Origin of the sequence: Tardiphaga sp. (assembly GCF_044336785.1) — a bacterium.
In the GTDB taxonomy this organism is placed as follows: domain Bacteria; phylum Pseudomonadota; class Alphaproteobacteria; order Rhizobiales; family Xanthobacteraceae; genus Tardiphaga.
The window spans coordinates 66269-86562 of record NZ_JBIIOT010000009.1; the positions used below are offsets into that span (position 1 = coordinate 66269).

The 20294-nt window shown below is 60.8% G+C and carries 19 protein-coding genes; 6 read left to right on the forward strand and 13 right to left on the reverse strand.

Going from position 1 to position 20294, the window contains the following annotated elements:
• Nucleotides 1–74: 74 nt before the first annotated feature.
• Entirely contained in the window at nt 75–1043 is a 969-nt protein-coding gene (locus tag ACIQ2A_RS04770) for a Bug family tripartite tricarboxylate transporter substrate binding protein (RefSeq protein WP_398476310.1), read from the reverse strand.
• A gap of 133 nt (nt 1044–1176) precedes the next feature.
• Entirely contained in the window at nt 1177–2394 is a 1218-nt protein-coding gene (locus ACIQ2A_RS04775) for an FAD-dependent oxidoreductase (RefSeq protein WP_398476312.1), read from the reverse strand.
• 183 nt (nt 2395–2577) lie between these two features.
• On the opposite strand from ACIQ2A_RS04775, the gene ACIQ2A_RS04780 reads away from it, so the two are divergent.
• Nucleotides 2578–3489, forward strand: coding sequence for a LysR substrate-binding domain-containing protein (locus ACIQ2A_RS04780; protein ID WP_398476314.1), 912 nt, complete (start codon nt 2578–2580; stop codon nt 3487–3489).
• On the opposite strand, the gene ACIQ2A_RS04785 is transcribed toward ACIQ2A_RS04780, so the two are convergent.
• The 4 genes from ACIQ2A_RS04785 to ACIQ2A_RS04800 form a co-directional block, all read right to left on the reverse strand.
• Nucleotides 3479–4711, reverse strand: coding sequence for an ABC transporter substrate-binding protein (locus ACIQ2A_RS04785; RefSeq protein WP_398476317.1), 1233 nt, complete (start codon nt 4709–4711; stop codon nt 3479–3481). The genes ACIQ2A_RS04780 and ACIQ2A_RS04785 overlap by 11 nt on opposite strands.
• 58 nt (nt 4712–4769) lie before the next feature.
• On the reverse strand, nt 4770–5525 hold the full coding sequence (locus ACIQ2A_RS04790) for an enoyl-CoA hydratase/isomerase family protein (protein ID WP_398476319.1): 756 nt from the start codon (nt 5523–5525) through the stop codon (nt 4770–4772).
• Nucleotides 5525–6763 (reverse strand): CaiB/BaiF CoA transferase family protein, encoded by a 1239-nt coding sequence (locus ACIQ2A_RS04795; RefSeq protein ID WP_398476321.1) that lies wholly within the window; start codon nt 6761–6763, stop codon nt 5525–5527. Before ACIQ2A_RS04795 ends, ACIQ2A_RS04790 begins: the two co-directional genes overlap by 1 nt.
• Before the next feature lie 104 nt (nt 6764–6867).
• On the reverse strand, nt 6868–8178 hold the full coding sequence (locus tag ACIQ2A_RS04800) for a hydroxymethylglutaryl-CoA reductase, degradative (RefSeq protein WP_398476323.1): 1311 nt from the start codon (nt 8176–8178) through the stop codon (nt 6868–6870).
• Nucleotides 8179–8452: 274 nt separating this feature from the next.
• Here ACIQ2A_RS04800 and ACIQ2A_RS04805 point away from each other — a divergent pair, with 274 nt between their 5' ends.
• Entirely contained in the window at nt 8453–9844 is a 1392-nt protein-coding gene (locus ACIQ2A_RS04805; RefSeq protein WP_398476325.1) for a PLP-dependent aminotransferase family protein, read from the forward strand.
• 8 nt (nt 9845–9852) lie between these two features.
• Here ACIQ2A_RS04805 and ACIQ2A_RS04810 read toward each other — a convergent pair whose 3' ends face one another.
• A complete protein-coding gene (locus ACIQ2A_RS04810; RefSeq protein ID WP_398476327.1) occupies nt 9853–10518 on the reverse strand; it encodes a GntR family transcriptional regulator in 666 nt (221 codons plus the stop codon).
• Nucleotides 10519–10717: 199 nt separating this feature from the next.
• On the opposite strand from ACIQ2A_RS04810, the gene ACIQ2A_RS04815 reads away from it, so the two are divergent.
• Genes ACIQ2A_RS04815 through ACIQ2A_RS04830 form a run of 4 tightly spaced genes read left to right on the forward strand, consistent with a single transcriptional unit; the run spans nt 10718 to nt 14850 of the window.
• Nucleotides 10718–11578 (forward strand): ABC transporter ATP-binding protein, encoded by an 861-nt coding sequence (locus ACIQ2A_RS04815; RefSeq protein ID WP_398476329.1) that lies wholly within the window; start codon nt 10718–10720, stop codon nt 11576–11578.
• The gene (locus tag ACIQ2A_RS04820) at nt 11579–12352 is read left to right on the forward strand and encodes an ABC transporter permease (RefSeq protein WP_398476331.1); all 774 of its coding nucleotides are present in this window, start codon (nt 11579–11581) and stop codon (nt 12350–12352) included.
• 24 nt (nt 12353–12376) lie between these two features.
• The gene (locus ACIQ2A_RS04825) at nt 12377–13402 is read left to right on the forward strand and encodes an ABC transporter substrate-binding protein (RefSeq protein ID WP_398476333.1); all 1026 of its coding nucleotides are present in this window, start codon (nt 12377–12379) and stop codon (nt 13400–13402) included.
• Between the two features lie 8 nt (nt 13403–13410).
• Entirely contained in the window at nt 13411–14850 is a 1440-nt protein-coding gene (locus tag ACIQ2A_RS04830; protein ID WP_398476335.1) for an amidohydrolase family protein, read from the forward strand.
• Nucleotides 14851–14871: 21 nt separating this feature from the next.
• Here the strand turns inward: ACIQ2A_RS04830 and ACIQ2A_RS04835 are convergent, their stop codons facing one another.
• The 6 genes from ACIQ2A_RS04835 to ACIQ2A_RS04860 all read right to left on the reverse strand — a co-directional run.
• On the reverse strand, nt 14872–15405 hold the full coding sequence (locus ACIQ2A_RS04835) for a response regulator transcription factor (RefSeq protein WP_398476337.1): 534 nt from the start codon (nt 15403–15405) through the stop codon (nt 14872–14874).
• The gene (locus ACIQ2A_RS04840) at nt 15395–16759 is read right to left on the reverse strand and encodes an ATP-binding protein (protein WP_398476340.1); all 1365 of its coding nucleotides are present in this window, start codon (nt 16757–16759) and stop codon (nt 15395–15397) included. Before ACIQ2A_RS04840 ends, ACIQ2A_RS04835 begins: the two co-directional genes overlap by 11 nt.
• A 69-nt stretch (nt 16760–16828) precedes the next feature.
• Nucleotides 16829–17581, reverse strand: coding sequence for an SURF1 family protein (locus tag ACIQ2A_RS04845; RefSeq protein ID WP_398476342.1), 753 nt, complete (start codon nt 17579–17581; stop codon nt 16829–16831).
• On the reverse strand, nt 17581–17976 hold the full coding sequence (cyoD, locus tag ACIQ2A_RS04850) for a cytochrome o ubiquinol oxidase subunit IV (protein ID WP_398476344.1): 396 nt from the start codon (nt 17974–17976) through the stop codon (nt 17581–17583). Before cyoD ends, ACIQ2A_RS04845 begins: the two co-directional genes overlap by 1 nt.
• Nucleotides 17973–18602: a cytochrome o ubiquinol oxidase subunit III gene (cyoC, locus tag ACIQ2A_RS04855; protein ID WP_398476346.1), complete on the reverse strand. Its 630-nt coding sequence runs from the start codon at nt 18600–18602 to the stop codon at nt 17973–17975. The genes cyoD and cyoC overlap by 4 nt, the downstream gene beginning before the upstream one ends.
• On the reverse strand, nt 18599–20294 hold a 1696-nt coding region (locus ACIQ2A_RS04860; RefSeq protein WP_398476348.1), incomplete at its 5' end, for a cbb3-type cytochrome c oxidase subunit I. The genes cyoC and ACIQ2A_RS04860, both read right to left, overlap by 4 nt.

The following is a 20294-nucleotide window of genomic DNA, read 5'->3' on the forward strand; positions in this document are numbered from 1 at the left end:
ATCAATGGAACGACGGCCCTTTTGTTTTCTAGAGCTGGCCAAAGGCCGCAATTCGGCTTCCAGAGTAGCGCGTATCAGTTCGAAATCTTGGCCTTGGCGCGCTTCACGATGCTTTCCATCCGCGCTGAATCCTTGGCAATGGTCGCCTGGAATTCCGCCGGCTTGTCGGCGATCACCGTCAATCCGAGGCCTTCCATGCGTGCCGTTACGACGGGATCACGCAGTGCTTCGACGATCGATGCATTGAGCTTCTCGATCACATCCTTCGGGGTCGCCGCCGGGGCAATGAAGCCATACCAGTTGCCAGCCAGCAGATCAGGCGAACCTGCCTGCGGCGACGTCGGCACATTCGGGAGCTGCTTGCTGACTTCAGGCGCGGTCACGACGATCGGACGCAACTGACCGCTCTGCACTTGCTGAACCGTGTTCGAGAGATTGTCGCACATCATCAAGACCTGGCCACCGATGACGTCCTGAAGTGCCGGCGCTGCGCCCTGATACGGGATGTGAACAGCATCAACGCCTTCGAGCACTTTCAGCGTCTCGCCGCACAGATGGCTGGTGCTGCCGATACCTGCCGAGGCAAATGTCAGCTTGCCAGGCTCGGCCTTGGCCAGCGCGATCAGTTCCTTCAGCGAGTTCGCCTTGACCGACGGATTAACGACCAGGATGTTCGGCGTCGAAGCACCGTTGGTGATCGGCGTGAAGTCCTTCTCGGCATTGTAGGCCGGCTTTTCATAGATCCACGGATTGATCGCCATCATGCCGGTCGTCGCAAGCAGGATCGTATAACCGTCCGCCGGCGAAGTCGCTACGCGTGCCGCGCCAATCGATCCGTTCGCACCACCGCGGTTTTCGATGATGACGTTGACGCCGAGTGATTTCTGCATCAGCGGCGCCACCAATCGCGGGATCGCATCAGCCGTGCTGCCGGCGGGATACGGGACCACGATCGTGATCATCTTTTCCGGAAAGCCGGCCATGGCGGTTCCGACGGAGAGAGGCGCCATCAGCGCCGCAAGAATGAATGTCTTCCACTTCATCGAAAAATTATTTCGCATTCTGAACACCCTGCATGACATTTCGAGAACCACGGCCTTGGCACCTCCACTCACGCAATTCTTGTTCAGCCGACGGTCGGTTGCCATCGATCCTCGCCTCGGGACGTGACCGCAATTACGCCGGCCCACCCACATGCAATGCGCCCGCCCGTTCGAGCGAATCCAGCATCGCAATACGACGCAGCAGCGCGCGACCCTTTTCGGGATCGGCTGCGGCAGCGCGAATATCATCGCGGAAACGGGCCCGATCAGCCTCGTCCTTCGCTTCGAGATTCTTCTTGTTGCGGATGGTGTCGCCCTGGATCGCCTGCATGGTCACCGTGCGGCGCTGCAGATCGTAGTCGGCGAGAATGCCCTCATCGTCCTTGCCGTTGATCACGGCACCGAGCTTCGATGTCAGATTTAGGGCATCGTGGATGCCGCCATTCATCCCCATGCCGCCAAGCGGATTGTTGATATGCGCGGAATCACCGGCGAGGAAGGAACGCCCCTTCCGGAAATTCGCAGCAACGCGCTGATGCACGCGATAGAGCGTGGTGTGCGTGATCGGCGCATCCACACCGACGGGCACGACGCGGCGGATCGACGAGGTGACGTAGCCTTCTGACAGCGCCTCTTCATCAGACATTTCGGCCGGCACCGGCATCATCACGCGCCACGCGCCGATGATTCGCAGCAGGAAATGCCAACGCTCGGGGTCGGCGACATAGCTAACGGACGACACGCCAGGACGCAGCCCGGCGAAATCCACCGGCGTCGTCATGACGAGGAAACGCTCCGGCCAGGTAAAGCCTTCGAATTCCATGCCCTGGCTACGACGAACGATGCTGTTGGCGCCATCAGCGCCGATCAGCCAATCGCATTCATAGGTGTTGTCCTCGCCGCCGACCGTCGCCGTCAGGGTGACCGTATCGCTGGTTTGCGTCACGGATTTCGCTTCGCAGCCGAACACGATGGAGAACAGTGGATTGTCCTTCAGACCATCGAGAATAATGCGCGTCAGCTTGAACTGCTCGGCCTGCAGGCGGAACGGATGCCGCACCAGGTCCGAGATCGCGCTAAAATCGAATGTTCCGAGAACGCCGTCGGCGGAGGAGGAATACTGGACGGTTGGCGCCTTAAGCCCCTGCGCGATCAATTCCCTGGCGAAACCAAGATCGTCAAGCATATCGAGGGTTGGCGGATGGAAGGTCGATGCGCGCGACTCTCCGCTCAATTCCGTGTTCTTTTCCAGCACCAGAACCGAAATGCCCTGCCGCACCAGATCCGCGGCGGCGACCATGCCGACAGGGCCCGCACCAGCAATAATGACCGGATACCTTTTCGCGCTCATTCGTCCACAACCTCAATTGGCGATCGGACCACAGCCATCGCGGCGCGGTCAGATCGGTCAGCCAGATCGCGGAGAAAGGTCCGCGTCATTGCTGACTTTCATCATGAGACGGAAGCTATGTGCCTTGCACTTAGGCATGCAAACAATTTAATCTGCAGATATCTTGCGTTTTTGGAATGAACTATGCGTCGCAGAATCCCGAGCCTGGGCGCGCTGATGGCCTTCAGCGCGGCTGCCAAGCATCTCAGCGTAACCCGCGCGGCTAGTGAACTAGCGCTGACCGAGAGCGCGGTATCACGCCAGATCGCACAGCTGGAGACCCAGCTTGGTGTCAAGCTGTTCCACCGCATCAAGAAGCGCATCACGCTGACGCGCGCCGGCGAGGCTTACAGCACCCGTGTGGCGCGGACCATCGAGCAAATCGAACGCGATGCGCTGGAAATCATGGGCTATGAGGCTGACGGCACCGTGCTCGATGTGGCCGCGCTGCCCACCGTCGGCACCCAATGGCTCATTCCGCGCCTGCCAGATTTTTACGCGCGGCATCCAGGCGTCGCCGTGAATGTCAGCGCGCGCAACACGCGCTTCTTTTTCAGCGAGACCGCGCTGGATGGCGCCCTGTATTTCGGCCAGCCCGACTGGCCCGGCACCCAGGCCGATTACCTGTTTGATGAGGTGTTGCTGCCGGTCGGCTCCCCCGCGCTGATCGGCAGACGCGGCGAATTGCCGCCGCGCGAGGTCGCCGAATTGCGGCTGCTGCATCTGGTGACACGGCCGGACGCATGGCGGCGCTGGTTTGATGCGGCTCAGCTCGAAGGCACCAATGTGATCCGCGGGCCCCGCTTCGATATTCAATCGACCTTGATCAGCGCAGCGAGTTCCGGGCTGGGCGTTGCGCTGCTGCCGGAATTCCTGATCTCCGACCAGCTGAGGTCCGGCAAACTGCGCGTGCTGTCGAGCCTGACGCTGAAAAGCGTCGGCTCCTATTATTTTGCCTCTCCGGAGGAGAAAGCCGGGAATCCATTGCTCTCGGCTTTCCGCGCCTGGTTGCTGTCGCAGGCCCAGGGATCAGCGCCTCAGGACGTTACTTCTTGACTAGCGGGCACCGCGACGCCGACAGCGGCTGGAAAGCCTGATCGGCAGGGATTGTCGCAAGCAGCTTATAATAATCCCACGGCGCCTTCGACTCGGCCGGCTTCTTCACCTCGAACAAATACATGTCATGCACCATGCGGCCATCCTCGCGGATTTTTCCGTTCTTGTAGAACACGTCATCGACCGGCAATTCGCGCATCTTCTTCATGACCGCTTCGGTCTCGTCAGTGCCGGCAGCCTGAACGGCTTTCAGATAGTGCAGCACGGATGAATAGGTGCCGGTCTGCAGCATGTTCGGCATCGCATTGACTTTGTCATAGAAACGCTTCGACCATTTCCGAGTCTCGTCGTTCATGTCCCAGTAGGACGCTTCGGTGATCGTCAGCCCTTGCGCTTCCTTCAGCCCGAGCCCGTGAACGTCGTTGATGAAGCCGGCCAGCGCCGAGAGCTTCTGGCCGCTCGAGGTCAGGCCGAATTCCGCTGCCTGCTTGATCGAATTGATGGTGTCGCCGCCGGCATTGGCGAGGGCCACCACCTTGGCCTTGGACGACTGTGCCTGCAGCAGGACCGAAGCAAAGTCCGCGGTGCCGACTGGATGCTTGGTCGCGCCGACAACCTTTCCACCGGCCGCCTTAACGACGTCGCCAGTGTCCTTTTCGAGGCTTGCGCCAAAGGCGTAGTCTGCCACGACGAAGTACCAGCTATCGAACCCCTGGCTGACCAGCGCCTTTCCGGTACTGTTGGCGATCGCGAAGGAATCATAGGCCCAGTGAACGACAAAGGGACCGCACACCTCATTCGTGATTCGCGTCGAGCCGGGTGAACTCAGCGTGATGATCTTCTTCTTCTCTTTGGCGATCTCAAGGACGGCCAGCGCCGGCGACGAGGACGCCACGTCGAGAATGGCATCGACCTTATCATTATCGAACCATTTTCGCGCAGTGGTGGCGGCGATGTCAGGCTTGTTCTGGTGGTCGGCAAACACGACCTCGATCGGCATGCCGAGCACCTTGCCGCCGAAATCCTCGACCGCCATCTGCGCGCCCGTCACGGCGCCCTTGCCGGTGATGTCGGCATAGACGCCCGACATGTCCTCGATCACGCCGACGCGAACCACACCGTCCGAGATCTGCACGGTCTGGGCATGTGCCGAGGCTGTGCAAAGGAATGCGCTCACAAGTGCAGCTGTCAGGTAACGGGCACCGAAGTCGATCTGTCTCATGCTTCCCCCTTCCGCGTATCAATTGGCTCGATACGTCTGTTGCGATGTGGTCGTGTAACTACTTCGCGGTTCTGTTCGCGAAGGCGGCGAGGCCGCGCTTGGCGTCCGCGCTTGTGAAGGTGCGCTGGCCGAGTGCGGCCTCCTTGTGGAAGGCATCCGCGAGCGGCAGATCCTGCAGCGTCAGCGCGGCCTCCTTGATGGTCTGAATTGCGACCGGGCTCAGCGCCGCGATCTTGGTGGCGAGCTCGAACGCCACAGGTTCAACCTGATCCACATCGACGACGCGATTGATGACACCTTTGGCTTGCAGGTCGTCGGCCGAAAAACGCTCGGCCGTCAGCATAATCTCCATGGCATGGGCGTATCCGATTTGCCGGACCAGACGCACCAGCGTGCCGCCAGCCGGCACAAAGCCGTGCTTCGGTTCAGGCAATTGAAAGACCGCATTGCGCGCAGCGACGCGGATATCGGTCGCCAGCATGATCTCGAAACCGCCGCCCATGCACATGCCTTTGATGGCGCTAACCACTGGCTTGTAGAAACCGGGAAACTTGATATGCGCGGGATCCCAGGCGGAAATATCCATCTTGTCGGAGGCAAGTGCCGGGATCGACTCCATCAGGTCGGCGCCGACACAGAAGGCACGGTCGCCAGCGCCTGTCAGCACAACGGCACGCACGGCGTCGTCGTCTTTGATCGCATAGAAGGCACGGCCGAGATCGTCATACATCGCCAGCGTCAGCGCATTCATCTTGTCCGGCCGGTTGATGCGGACTGTGGCGACATAACCGTCCGTGGTGAAATCGATCGACATCAGATCGCTCCCGATGCTTTGAGACGATCAAGCTCGTCCGACGTCACACCAAGCAGCGATGCCAACACCTCCGCATTGTGCTCACCGGGAGACGGCGCCTTTTCGAAAGTCGATTGATCGGTGTCGGAGAGCTTGATCGGCAGACCGAACATGCCGATCAGCTTGCCCGCCACCGGCACATTGACGATCATGTTGCGGGCCGCGATATGCGGATCTTCCACCACTTCCGGAATCGTCTTGATGGCGCTGAGCGGCACCTGGTCGCCGGCCATCTCTTCCAGTTCGGCCTTGGTATAGTTGCTGAACCAGCGCTCCAGCAGCGGCTTGACCTTGGTCTCCGCCACGACAGGATCGAACCGTTTTTCCATCGTTTCGATGCCGGGAGCCCGCGCCATCTCGGGCTCGCCGAACAGCGCGCAGGTGATCGCCCAGAACTTGTCGGTGTAACCGCCGAAGAAGACGTAGCCGTCCTTGCAGGGAAACTGGCCATAGGGCCGCACGAACGGATGGTCGTTGCCGAGTGGCGTCGCGACGTCCTTCTCGACGGTGTAGCGCACCACGGCATTCTCGGTAAGCGTCAGCACCGAGTCCTGCTGCGAGACATCTACCACCTGGCCTTTGCCATTGCGCTCGGCTTCGCGCAGCGCCGCGAGGGTGCCGATCGCCGCATAGAGGGACGCTGCAAGATCGCCGATAATGGTGCCGACGCGCACCGGCGGCAGATCGGGATAGCCGTTCATCGACCACAGACCGCCCACGGCCTGGCCCGTATTGTCATAGGCCGGACGCGACGAATTCGGACCGGTGCGGCCAAAGCCGCTAATCGCGGTATAGACGAGCTTCGGATTGATCTCGCGCAGCGTCTCATAGCTGAGGCCGAGCTTGTCCATGGTCCCCGGCCGGAAATTCTCGACTAGGATATCGGCCTTGGCGACCAGCTTCTTCAGCAGAGCCTTGCCGTCCTCGGATTTGAGATTGAGCGTGATGCCGCGCTTGTTGCGGTTGAACTGGGTGAAGAAAGCGCTGAACTGATCATCGCCATCTCCGACAAAGGGCGGAAACGTACGCGCGTAATCGGGATCGCCGGGATGCTCCACCTTGATCACGGTGGCGCCGAGATCCGCGAACAGCATCGAGCAGAACGGACCGGCGACCACGCGGGTGATGTCAAGAATTGTCACGCCCTGCAGCGGACCGCTGCGCTCCCCGAGCCCTTTGGTATCGTTCTTTGCGTTCACATTGGCCTCCCGTTTCGTGTCCCTCGCCAGCTTTGGCGGCGAGGGGTCATTGTCGTATAACAGCGAGCGCGAAGACAGGCGTCTTCGCGCAGCGCATTTGGAGCTTAGGAGCGCAGCTTTTCGAGCACTTCCTTGGCGCGATCGACACGAACGTCGTGATTGGCAGCAAGCGCAGCCGCGACCTTCTCGATCTCGTCGCCGGTGGCGCCGGCAACGATGGCGATGTTGCGCGCGTGCAGCGCCATATGCCCCTTCTGGATACCCTCGGTAGCGAGCGCGCGTAGCGCACCCATGTTCTGCGCCAGACCGACTGCAACGGCGACTTCCGCCAGTTCCTGCGCACTCGTGACGCCGAGGATCTTCAATGCCGCCTGCGCAGCGGGATGGGTCTTGGTGGCGCCGCCGACGAGGCCTAGCGCCATTGGCATTTCGATGGTGCCGACCAGATTGCCCTTGGTGTCGATCTCCCAATTGGTCAGCGACGTATAGCGGCCCGAGCGGGAGGCCCAGACATGCGCGCCGGCTTCGATAGCGCGCCAGTCATTGCCGGTGGCGACCACGATGGGATCGATACCGTTCATGATGCCCTTGTTATGGGTGGCAGCACGATAGGGATCGACGATGGCAAAAGCGCAGGCCTCGACAATGCCCTGCGCAATGCGCTCACCAGAATATTCCTCGGTCTTCAGCGCCTCCGGTGTCACCGACACCATGGCCCGGGCGAGCCGCAGATCGGCATAATTGGACAGGATGCGCAGCCGGACGGTACCGCCGGTGACCTTTTCGATCAGTGGCGCCACGGTTTCCGCCATGGTGTTGACAGTGTTCGCCCCCATCGCATCGCGGACATCGACGATCAGATGCACGGCCATCATCGGTCCCACCGGCGTGGTCTCGAATATATGCACCTCGACATCGCGGCAGCCACCGCCGAGCGAGATCAGCACCTTGTCCTTGGCATTGGCCGCCGCAATGATCTCGTCGCGAGCGCGCAAGACGCGGGCGCGCGCGCCGTGAACATCGGTAACACCTAGCACCTGAACCTGCGCACGCATGATCGGCGCAGAACTCGACGTCTGGAAGCCACCGCATTTGCGGACGATGCGCGCCATATAGGACGCCGCGGCCACGACTGACGGCTCCTCGACCGCCATCGGAATCAGATAATCGCGGCCATTGACGGTGAAATTGGTAGCGATGCCGACCGGCAGCTCGAATGTGCCGATGACGTTCTCGATCATGCCATTGGCAAGCTCGATCGGCAGCGTGCCTGGACTGAAGGCCGAGCGCTCGTTGTCACCATGTGACGTGGCATCGATCACCTTACCGAGCCGCTGAGCTGGAGAGAGGTTGCGCAGGTTTTCCAAACGCGAATTGATGTTTCCGGACTGTTCGCCCGACGTCGTGACGGCCATTGCGGCGCCTCCCACACAAAAAGTGTCTTCTGTTGGCGCGCAGTTAGGCATCGGGACGCAGCGTGCGGAAGGGACAGTTTTCAAATATTGTCCTGTACTGTACCCATAACCGGGTGATCATTTTAGCAGATGCATTTCTCTCACAGGACCTTTGCAGTGCAACATTTTATCGATGATCTTCGGGAGACATGCGGCTGCGTGGCCACGCTCAAGCGTGCCGTAGAGGGTACGCTTTTGATCGACCGCCCAGCACTGTACCCAAGAGCACGACGCCGTGACGCCGCGTAAACCACCCGATCAGAACGCGACGCTGGCCGGCAATCTCGCCAGCCGCTTGCGCGCACAAATCCTCTCCGGCGCTTTGCCGGAAGGACATCGCTTGCCCTCGATCCGAAAAGCCGCTGAAGGATTTCGCGTCTCGAAAAACACCGTTGTCGACGCCTATGACCGGCTGGTGATCGGGAATCTCGTCGCCGCCAAGGCTGGCTCCGGTTTCGTCGTCATCTATCGCGGCGATGACAGCGGTCGACCGAAACATGTCAGCGAAGCCGTCGATATCGCATCACTGCTTAACGCACAGCTATCGCAGAATTTCGAGATCCGCGTTGGCGACGGACGACCTCCTGCTTCATGGACCGAGCAATCCGAGATCAAGCGCCATCTCAGCGGCAGCGGACGCATCCTTCCGGTGGCCGCTGACGGCTATGGCTCGGCGCTTGGCTTCCAACCGCTCCGACAACAGATCGCGCTGCGACTGCAGCGACAGCAGCTCGCCGTCAAGGAAGACGGACTTCTTCTGACCTTCGGCGCCAATCACGCGCTCGACCTGATCATTCGCGCGATGCTGTCGCCGGGCGATACGGTGCTGGTGGATGAGCCCGGCTATTATCCGCTATTCGCTAAACTGACCCTGGCGCAGGTGCGCATTGTCGGCGTTCGGAGACTGGCTGATGGTCCGGATGTGGATGACCTCGCGGCAAAGATCCAATCGGAGCGACCAAAGCTGTTCTTCACGCAGTCGCTCGGCCACAATCCAACCGGCGGCTCGATCACGCTCCCAGTCGCGCATGCGGTGCTGCAGACGGCCATGCGCGCCAATCTCGTGATTGTCGAGGATGATCCGTTTTCCGATCTGCCAACGGCCGACAACAGCCGCCTCGCCACGCTCGATCAGCTCAAAAATGTGATCTCGATCGGGACGTTTGCGAAAACCCTATCGGCAAGCCTGCGCTCGGGCTTCATCGCTGCCCGCCGTGATCGCATCGCGACCCTGGCCGAACTAAAGATGCTCACCTCAGTGAACAGCTCTGGCCATGTCGAGCGATTGCTGCACAGGCTACTCGCGGATGGTCATTACGATCGCCATCTGAAGCGGCTGGGACAACGCAGTGACGCTGCGATGAGCCAGGTGCGCGCGCAATTGCTGCGCGCCGGTCACCGGCTTTATGCCGACGCACGGACCGGCTACTATCTCTATCTGATGCTGCCCGATGGCATCGACGACATGGCGCTGGCACGCGATGGCGCCAAGGAGAGTATCTTCATCGCACCAGGCAGCCTGTTCTGCATCGACAAGAACAGCCCGCTGGCGAAAGCGATCCGGATCAACGTATCGCGAGCGGAAGACCCGAAATTCTACGACTTCCTGCTCCGTAAACTGCGATAGCAAACCCCTTAATGCGCTTGCTCCGCATAAGGCGCCAGCACATCGACGAGATCGCGCCCGCGGGCCGGGCTTGGCTCGACCAGCGCCCGCGTGGCCACTTCGCCAAGATGCGAATGCATCAGCGCCATCGCTTGATCGACATCGCCGCCCTGCAGCGCATCGATGATAGCGATATGCTCGTTGGTGCCGCATTCAGATGAATGCGGACGACTGAATAACGACAGCGTCAGGCAGCAGCGATAGGCGATCTCGCTGACATAGCGGACCAACACGGGGCTGTTTGTCATCGACGCCAGCAGAATGTGAAATTCCGTGGCAAGCCGGATCGACACGGCGTTCGGGCCGCCATGCGCTTCCTGCTCAGCCACCACATGTGCCTTGAGGCGCGCGATCTGGGCCGGCTTCAATTTGCCCACGAGCTTCCGCACGATCAGGCGCTCGAGCTCCATCCGGATGTCGAAGATGTCGCGCGCATCCTGCCAGCTCGGCGTGACGACCACAGCGATCCGGTTACGGCGCAGCTCGACAAGGCCTTCCGACGCCAGTTGCCCGAGCGCATGGCGCGCAATGGTGCGGCTGACGCCAAACCGCTCGCCGAGGGAATCCTCGGGCAGCTTGGTGCCGGGCTCAAGCGCCTGCTCGATGATCGCACGCCGAAGAGCGCGACAGATCATTCCGACTTTGTCTTTGGGATTCGACGTTTCTGGCATTCTGACAGACCTCTAGCATCCGGCGCATACAAGCGCCTGCGCGAAGTGCATGCACTTCACAGCGGGGGCTGCTCAATAAATTCGCACTAATTGGCAGAGGCGGCAATTTGAGGAGGATTCAGGCCGGACTCAAGTGGCACCCCAATTGCATACACTTCCAGTCATGATCAGTATGCAAGAAGCCGGGGCCTCGGCCCAGACCACGCCACGCGCTCCGACCGCCATCGAACTGTCGCGCACATCCGTGACGTTCGGGCGAGGCGCAACCGCAACGCCGGCGTTGTCCGAGACCAATCTTAGCATTCCCGATGGCGAATTCCTCGCTTTGGTCGGCCCCTCCGGCTGCGGCAAATCGACGATTCTGAAGCTGGTCAGCAATCTCATTCGCCCGACCACCGGCGTCGTCATCGTCGGCGGCCGCGAGGTGGCGGCCAAGGCGCTGCGGATCGGCATGGCCTTCCAGAACCCGACCATGCTGCCTTGGCTGACCATCGAGCAGAACATCATGCTGCCGCTGAAAATCGTGCAGCCATTCCGCTCAGAGTATCGCCAGAAGCGCAAAACCGAGTTTCGCGACAAGGCGCATGCCCTGCTGGCGCAGGTCGGCCTCAAGGATTTTGCGAAGAAGTATCCGTGGCAACTCTCGGGCGGCATGCTGCAGCGAGCAAATCTTTGCCGCGCGCTGATCCATGAACCGCGCATGCTGCTGCTCGATGAGCCCTTTGGTGCCCTCGACCAGTTCACCAAGGAAGAGCTGTGGTCGGTTCTGCAAGGTCTGTGGCTGCAGCACAAACCCACGGTGTTGCTGGTCACCCATGATCTACGCGAGGCCGGCTTCCTGGCCAGCCGCATCTGCGTGATGAGCGCTCGGCCGGGCCGCATCCTCGACGATAGCACGGTGGATTTCCCCCGCCCGCGCACGATTCCAATGACCTTCGAGCCGGACTTTGTCGCGCTGAACCAGCGGCTACGCGACCTTATCGTCAATGCCCGGAGCAATGCTCCCATTGCGCAGGAGGCATAAATGAACCTCGGCCTTCGTCAAAAGCTCTGGTCGTTCGGGCTGATCGTCGCCTTCTTTGTGGGATGGCAGCTCTTCTGCGTCGTCTCGGGCATGTCCGATCTCATCCTCCCGCGCCCGACTGACGTTCTCGCCACGCTGATCGCGCGCTTCCCGGTGCTGTGGCCGCATATCCTACAGACGCTGGCCACCACCATGACTGGCTTTGCGCTCGGCGTCGGTCTCGGCGTGGTGCTTGGCGCGATCATCGGCGTGTCACGTGTCGCCTATGACACGGCCTATCCGCTGCTGGTCGGCTTCTCGTCGATCCCGAAAGTGGCCGTGGTGCCGATCTTCGTGTTGTGGTTCGGCTCCGGCTCAGTGCCGGCCATCCTCACGGCGCTGTCGATCTGCTTCTTCCCGATCGTCGTGAATATCGCCACGGGTCTCGCCACCACCGAGCCGGAGTTGGAGGACGTGCTCAAGGCGCTCGGCGCCAGCAAGATAGACATTCTGTGGAATGTCGGCCTGCCGCGCACGATGCCGTTCTTCTTCGCATCGCTAAAAGTTGCGGTGAGCTACGCCTTTGTCGGCGCGGTGCTGGCGGAGACGGTCGCGTCCAATCGCGGCATCGGCAATGTGATGATGAGCGCTTCATCGAACTTCAATGTGCCGCTCGTCTTCGCCTGCCTGTTCATCCTCGCGGCTCTCGGCGTCGCCCTCTATGTCATCTTCTCCCTGATCGAAGCGCGCGTGACCGGCTGGGCCACACGCAAGAACGACCTCGTCGCCACTTAATCATCACGCAACCAGGAGACCGCCATGTTGAAGAGATTGACTGCCCTCGCCTTCTCGAGCCTGCTGCTCGCGGGTGCCGCCTCCGCACAGGAGACCACCATCAAGTTCACGCTCGGCTGGAAAACCCAGGGCAGTGACGCCGCGTTCTTCTACGCGAAAGACAAAGGCTATTTCAAAGAAGAGGGCTTGAACGTCGTCATCGACCAGGGCGAAGGCTCCGGCGCCACCGTGACCCGCATCATGTCCGGCGCTTGGGATGCCGGCTTCGGCGACGTCAATGCCATCATCCAGAACTCATCGACGCGTCCGCAGGATGCACCGGTCATGGTCTATATGATGTGGAACCAGCCCCCCTTCTCGATCGTCACCAAGAACTCCAGCGGCATCAAGACGATCAAGGATTTCGAGGGCCGCACACTGGGTGGCGCGCAGGGCACGCCGACGACGCGCCTGCTGCCGGTGTTCATCCAGAAGAACGGCCTCGCTGCCGACAAGATCAAGGTGTCGAACATGGCGCCGAACCTGCAGGAACCGATGCTCATCAAGGGCGACATCGATGCGGCGCTCGTGTTCAACATCACCAGCTATTTCAATCTCGTATTGAACCGCCAGGATCCGGACAAGGACTTCAAGTGGTTTTCGTTCGGTGAATTCGGCCTCGATCTCTATTCGAACGGCGTGATGGTTTCCCAGAAGCTGCTGAAGGAGAATCCGAAAGCCGTGGCCGGTCTCGTTCGCGCGATTAACAAGGCGAATATCGCGACTGCCAAGGATCAGAACGAGGCCATGAAGTCGGTGGTTGCCTTCGACAACCTGGTCGATGTTCCCGTCGAGAAGCGTCGCATGCAGTTCGCCTTCGACAAGCTGATGGTCTCGCCTGAAATGAAGGAAATCGGCGTCGGCGACATCAAGGATGACCGCATGGCTCGCGCCATCGGCATCGTGGTGGAAGGCTACGAGTTGAAGCGCACGCCGACGCCGAAGGAGATCTTCTCGCGCGACTTCCTGCCGCCACGTGGCGAACGCGATCTCGTCTATACCGCGAACTAACCGCAGTCATGACCGAGGTGTTGTCTGCGACGCATGTCTTCACCGGCACCGAGCGAGGCCTCGTGCCTCAGGCCAGCATCGCTTATGCGAACGGCTTGATCACGGAGGTCTCGACCGGTGCCGTGACCTCGCCGCAGACAAACCACCTCATCATCCCCGCGCTGGTCAACGCCCATGACCATGCGCGACCTTCCATGACCTCCTTCGGCGCGTCTGGTATGCCGCTGGAGTCATGGATTTTACGATCGGCGTTCGGCGCGCCGCCGGACGCCTATCTCGCCGCCGCCGTCTCGCTCGCCCGCTCGGCACGCGCTGGCTGCGGTGGCGCAATGATCCACTACACGCGCCCGAGCGGAAAACTCCCCATCGTCGATGAGGCGATCGCCATCGGAAAAGCCGCCCGCGATGTCGGCATCCGGCTCGCTTTCGCATTGGCGGTACGCGACCAGAATCCTTTGGTGTATGGCGACAGCGGCGATGTGCTGGGCGCTTTAACGGGCGATGACCGCGAGACGATACAGGACCTGTTCATCCGCCCGAGCCCGACGCCATCGGAATATCTCGACCGCATTGATGCGATTCACGCCGCCATCGCCGGGCCGATGATCGACGTGCAATATGGACCGGCGGGCGTTCAGTGGTGCTCGCCGACGCTGCTCGAAGCCATCGCGGAACATTCAGCCGCTACGGGCCGGCGCGTACATATGCATCTGCTCGAAACCATCTATCAGCGCCAATGGGCCGACCGTGCCTTTCCCGGCGGGGTAGTGCGCTTTCTCAAGGATATCGGCCTGCTATCAGACCGTCTCACCGTCGCGCACTGCATCCATGCACGGCCGGACGAACTCGACATGATCGCCGAATCCGGCGCGACCATCGTCACGAATTTCAGCTCAAATCTGCACCTGCATTCCGGCTTTCCCCCGATCGCTGATGCCCATCGCCGCGGCTGCAAGGTCGCATTCGGCATCGACGGCGTCGCGCTGGACGAGGACGATGACGCCATTCGCGAGATGCGGCTCGTGCAGATGGCCCACGGAGGGCTGGGTTTCGAGCGGACGTGGAGCCGCAGCGAATTCTTGTCCCTCGTGGTCCGCAATGGCCGCAAATCCATAGGCGCTCCGGGGACAGGCGCTCTCGCGGCCGGCGAGGCTGCGGATTTCGTGATGCTCGATATCGGTGAACTCGATCGGGACGCAATCATGCCCGTCGATCCCATCGACATGCTGTTTGCGCGTGGCAATAGCGGTTGTGTACGCGACGTGGTGGTTGCCGGGCGAACGATCTACCGCGACGGCAAGCTGACCGGCGTTGATCTGGATGCGATGGAGACCGAGATCCGCGGACTGTATCGCGCAAGCGTACCGCAGTTCAAAGCGCTGGAGCGGGCATGGACGCCACTCGAAGGCACATTGACGCAATGGTTCAAGCATCAGGGCTGTTGTTAGTCGCAGGGACCGAACAGTGTCCTAATTCACCTGCCGCTTCTCGAGCTTCCGCGCCAGCGTGCGGCGGTGCATACCGAGGCGACGCGCAGTCTCGGAGATGTTGAAGTCACTCTCCACCAGGGTCTGATGGATGCGCTCCCATTCCAGTGTCTTGATCGATGTGGGGCGTTCGGTGAGCGCCACCTTGGTATCTCCAGCAGCCTTCTGGAAGGCCTCCTCGATATCGTCGGTGTTCGACGGCTTTGCCAGATAGTGGCATGCACCGAGCTTGACCGCTTCGACAGCGGTCGCAATGCTGGCATAGCCGGTGAGGACAACAATCAACATGTCCTCGCTCAGCGCATGCAGCGCCTCGACGCAGGTCAGGCCGGACGCGCCGGCAAGCTTGAGATCGACCACCGCATAACCCGGTACTTTGTCGCCAAGCACTTCGGTCAGCGTTTCAAAGCCTTCCGCATGCAGCACATTGTAGCCACGACGCTCGAAGGACCGCTTCAGCGTGCGCGCAAACCCTTCATCGTCTTCAACGATAATCAAGAGACGTTCATCGGACATGTCTGTGCGCTCCAATGGCGAGAGCCGATAGCGGAAGTGACAATGTGACGACCGCGCCGCCGACGGGGCGATTGTCCGCCACCACCGAACCGCCCAGCTTGCGGATGGCATTGACCACCAAGAACAGGCCAAGTCCGCGTCCCGGCCGTCCCTTGCTGGAATTATACGGCTTGCCGAGATTTGCCAGCATGTCCGGAGCAAATCCGGGTCCCATATCGCTGACTTTCAGCAGCAGTCGATCCCCCTCGCGCTCCAGAGCAACGCGGATCCACAATGGTGAAACCTCGTTGGCATTGTCGAGCACGTTAAAGATCATCTGCTTCAGCGCGGTATCGGAGACGATCGGCATGTCCTCGCCAAACCGGTTCTCGTAAACCAGCGTGCCACTCGATCGCGCCATACGCCAGTCATCAACGAGCTCACCAAAGAAACCGTTGACCGAGGTCACCGTCGGCGCCTCGCCACGCATGTCGCCAGCAGACATCAGGATTCCGGTGACGATCGACTTACAGCGCTGGACGTCCGCCTGCATCTCGGCGATCTCTTCCATCAGTTCGGAATTGCTTGCCAGCGCCGGCATGCGGCGCCAGTCGCTGAGGATCACGGAAAGTGACGCCAGCGGCGTGCCGAGTTCATGCGCGGCACCCGAAGCGAGCAGGCCCATCCGCACGATGTGATCTTCCTCCGCGGCCTGTTGGCGCAGCGCAGCGAGCCCGTTGTCACGATCGCGCAAATTGCGGGCGATGCGCGTCATGAAGACGACGATCAATGCCGCATCCAGCACGAAGCAGATCAGTGTTCCGATGATGTGGAGTTGAAAGAGGTGATCCACCATCTCGGTCGGCAACGCGAGCGGGCGGTGAAACGGAATCAAGCCTGCAAAGCAGAGCGATGCGGCAACGACGATCACCCAGGTGTAGCGCGCATTCAGCAACATCGCGCCAAGCGTAACCTGCAGCAGATAGAGCGACACGAACGGGTTTGTGGCGCCGCCGCTGAGATAGAGCTGCGCCGTCAGCGCCGCGACATCGAGCAGCAACAGCAGGAGCAACTCCCGATCACGCGCGTCGGTCTGCTTGCGCAGCCATTCCTGACTGATGACATTGACGAAGATCGAGCCGCACAGCACCGAGATCATCGGCATCAGAGGCAGCTCAACGCCCATCACGAAATGCACGAAGCCGATGGTCAGCACCTGGCCGACCACAGCGATCCAGCGCAGCTGGATCAGCAGGTTGATGTTCTTGACATTGGTCGTTTCGTCGAGCGGCAGCGTAACGGATGAAGCGGCAATCGTCCGCGAGACGGCATCCGGGCCGACGCCGGCGCCATCTGATCCAACTGTGCTGCTCAACAAGCCCTGCATTTCGCACCGTCACGCGCAACACGCCCGACCGTGCTAGCCGGGGTGACATTCATCATGTCATACGCGAGATGGTGATTTTTTCCGAATCTTCCACTCGTGGCGGCCAACATAGACGGCGGCGACCGCCAGCATCAGGGCAAGGCCGAACCAGGTCAGCATGTAGACCGCATGATTGTTCGGGAAAACAACCACCGTCAGGCCGCCATGGGGCTGGCCAGGCGCATCCTGGGATTTGTCGGCATCGATGAAATAGGGCGCGACAGGATCGAGCTTCTGGCTCGTCGCAATCTCGGCGACATCCCGAGAGAACCAGCGCCCAGCACCGGGATCATTGGTGCGCAAAAAGCCGCCCTTGGGCTCCGAGATACGGAGCAGACCGGTCACCGTGACCGGCGATGCCGATGCGGTAAACGCACCTGCCTTGCGCTCATCGGAACTGACAAAACCGCGATTGACGAGAACAGTGAAGCCGGCATCCGTACGCAACGGGGTCAGAACCCAGAAGCCGGCACCGAGATCGGAGACAGCCTGTACCAGCACTTCCTTGCCCTGCAAGAATGTTCCTGAGGCCGTGACGCGACGATATTCGTCATTGCTGCGAGAAATGGCCAGCCACGCCGCAGGCCCGGGTGCAGCAGCGGGTGCGGCGTGGCTGCGCTGATCGACACGTGCGATCAGATCCAGTTTCCAGGCTCGGCGCTCGACCTGCCAGATGCCGAGCGCCATAAAACCTGCAATACCGAGGACGGCGAGAACCGCCAGCACCGAGAGCGTGACCGGGCCACGCGGGGCGCGGTCAGCGTCGCTCATCAGGGCATGTTCCTCATGTCGTGAACCGGCATCATGTTGACGTTCAGGTGGTACATCACCCAAAGCGAGCCGGCGAGCGCGATGACCACAACGATGAGCGTGAAGATCAGCGCCATCAATGTCCAGCCGCCATCCGATGTGGTGTTCATGTGGAGGAAGTAGATCATGTGAACGAAAATCTGCACGACCGCGAAAGCAACGATGATCGCGACAGTCCAGTTCTTGTTCTGGATCACGTTGCCCATCACCAGCCAGAACGGGATAGCGGTGAGAATGACCGACAGAACGAAACCGGTCATGTAGGACTTCATGGAGCCGTGGTCGCGACCGTCATCATGGCCGTGGCCATGCGCGTGATCATCGTGACCGTTATTGGCGTGTGCGTCGGCGCTCATCGCACGACTCCCATCAGATAGACGAAGGTGAAGACGCCGATCCAGACGACGTCGAGAAAGTGCCAGAACATGCTGAGGCACATCAGGCGGCGCTGGTTGGCCTCGATCAGGCCGAACTTCGACACCTGCACCATCAGAACCACCAGCCAGATGATGCCGAAAGTGACGTGCAGGCCGTGGGTGCCGACCAGCGTGAAGAAGGACGACAGGAAGGCACTGCGCCACCAACCGGCACCTTCATGGATCATGTGGTGGAACTCGTAGAGCTCGATGCAGAGGAAGGCGAGACCGAACAGGCCGGTAATCGCCAGCCACATCTGCGTCGCGCTCTTGTTGCCCTTCTGCATCTCCAGCATGGCGAAGCCATAGGTGATGGACGAGAACAGCAGCATCGCGGTGTTGAGCGCGACCAGCTTGAGATCGAACAGGTCCTTCGGGCCGGGGCCCGCAGCGTAGCTGGTGCCGAGCACACCGAAGGTCGCGAACAGCATCGCGAAGATCAGGCAGTCGCTCATCAGATAGAGCCAGAAGCCGAGCATCGTGCTCTGGCCGGGCGGATGATCGTGCTCGTCGGCGACGTAGAAGACCGGGGCTTCGCCGCTCATGGTTTGGGTCGGTGCGCTCATGATGCGGCCTGTGCTGCCAGGAGCTTGGTACGCTCGGCTTCCGTGTTGATCACGTGGTCCACAGGGATGTGGTAGTCACGCTTATAGTTGAACGTGTGGTAGATGGCGCCGGCAACGACCGCGATGAAGCATACAGCTGCAAGCAGCCACATGTGCCAGATCAGTGCGAAGCCGAGCGCGGTGGCAAAGCCCGAGAGGATGATGCCAGCGCCGGTGTTCTTTGGCATGTGGATCGGCTTGAAGCCCTGCAGCGGACGCGCATAACCACGGCTCTTCATGTCGTACCAGGCGTCGTTGTCATGCACGACCGGGGTGAAGGCGAAGTTGTAGTCCGGCGGCGGCGACGAGGTCGCCCATTCCAGGGTGCGACCGTTCCACGGATCGCCGGTGGTGTCGGCGAGTTCCTTGCGCTTCCAGATGCTGACGGCGATCTGAACAAGCAGGGCGCCGATGCCGGCCGCGATCATCGCAGCACCGATGCCGGCGATGATGAACCAGATCTGCAGCGACGGATCGTCGAACACGCGCATGCGACGGGTGACGCCCATAAAGCCGAGCACATAGAGCGGCGTGAAGGCGACCCAGAAGCCGACGACCCAGAACCAGAACGACACCTTGCCCCAGAACTCATCGAGCTTGAAGCCGAACGCCTTCGGGAACCAGAAGTTGATCGCCGCGAACACACCAAACACCACGCCGCCGATGATGACGTTGTGGAAGTGGGCGATCAGGAACAGCGAGTTATGCAGCACGAAGTCGGCCGGCGGAATCGCCAGCATGACGCCGGTCATGCCGCCGATGACGAAGGTCAGCATGAAGGCCACGGTCCACATCATAGGCAGATCGAACCGGATGCGGCCGCGATACATGGTGAACAGCCAGTTGAAGATCTTCGCGCCCGTCGGGATCGAGATGATCATGGTCGTGATGCCGAAGAACGAGTTCACGCTCGCGCCCGACCCCATGGTGAAGAAGTGATGCAGCCACACCAGGTAGGACAGGATCGTGATGCAAACCGTGGCGTAGACCATCGAGGTGTAGCCGAACAGCTTCTTGCCCGAGAAGGTGGAAGTCACTTCCGAGAACACGCCGAAGATCGGCAGGATCAGGATGTAGACTTCCGGGTGGCCCCAGATCCAGATCAGGTTCACGTACATCATCGGGTTGCCACCGAGATCGTTCGTGAAGAAGTTGGTGCCGACGTAACGGTCGAGCGACAACAAAGCCAGACACGCGGTCAGGACCGGGAAGGACGCGACGATCAGGACGTTGGTGCAGAGCGAGGTCCAGGTGAAGACCGGCATCTTCATCATGGTCATGCCGGGGCAGCGCATCTTCACGATGGTCGCGATTAGGTTGATGCCGGATAATGTCGTACCGACACCGGCGACCTGCAGCGCCCATATGTAATAGTCGACGCCGACATCCGGGCTGTAGCCGATATTCGACAGCGGCGGATAGGCCAGCCAGCCGGTCTTGGCGAATTCGCCGACGAACAGCGAGATCATGACGAGGATCGCGCCACCGGTGGTCATCCAGAACGAGAAGTTGTTCAGGAACGGGAACGAGACGTCGCGGGCGCCGATCTGCAGCGGCACGATGTAGTTCATCAAGCCGGTGACGAAGGGCATCGCGACGAAGAAGATCATGATCACGCCATGGGCGGTGAAGACCTGATCATAGTGGTGGGCG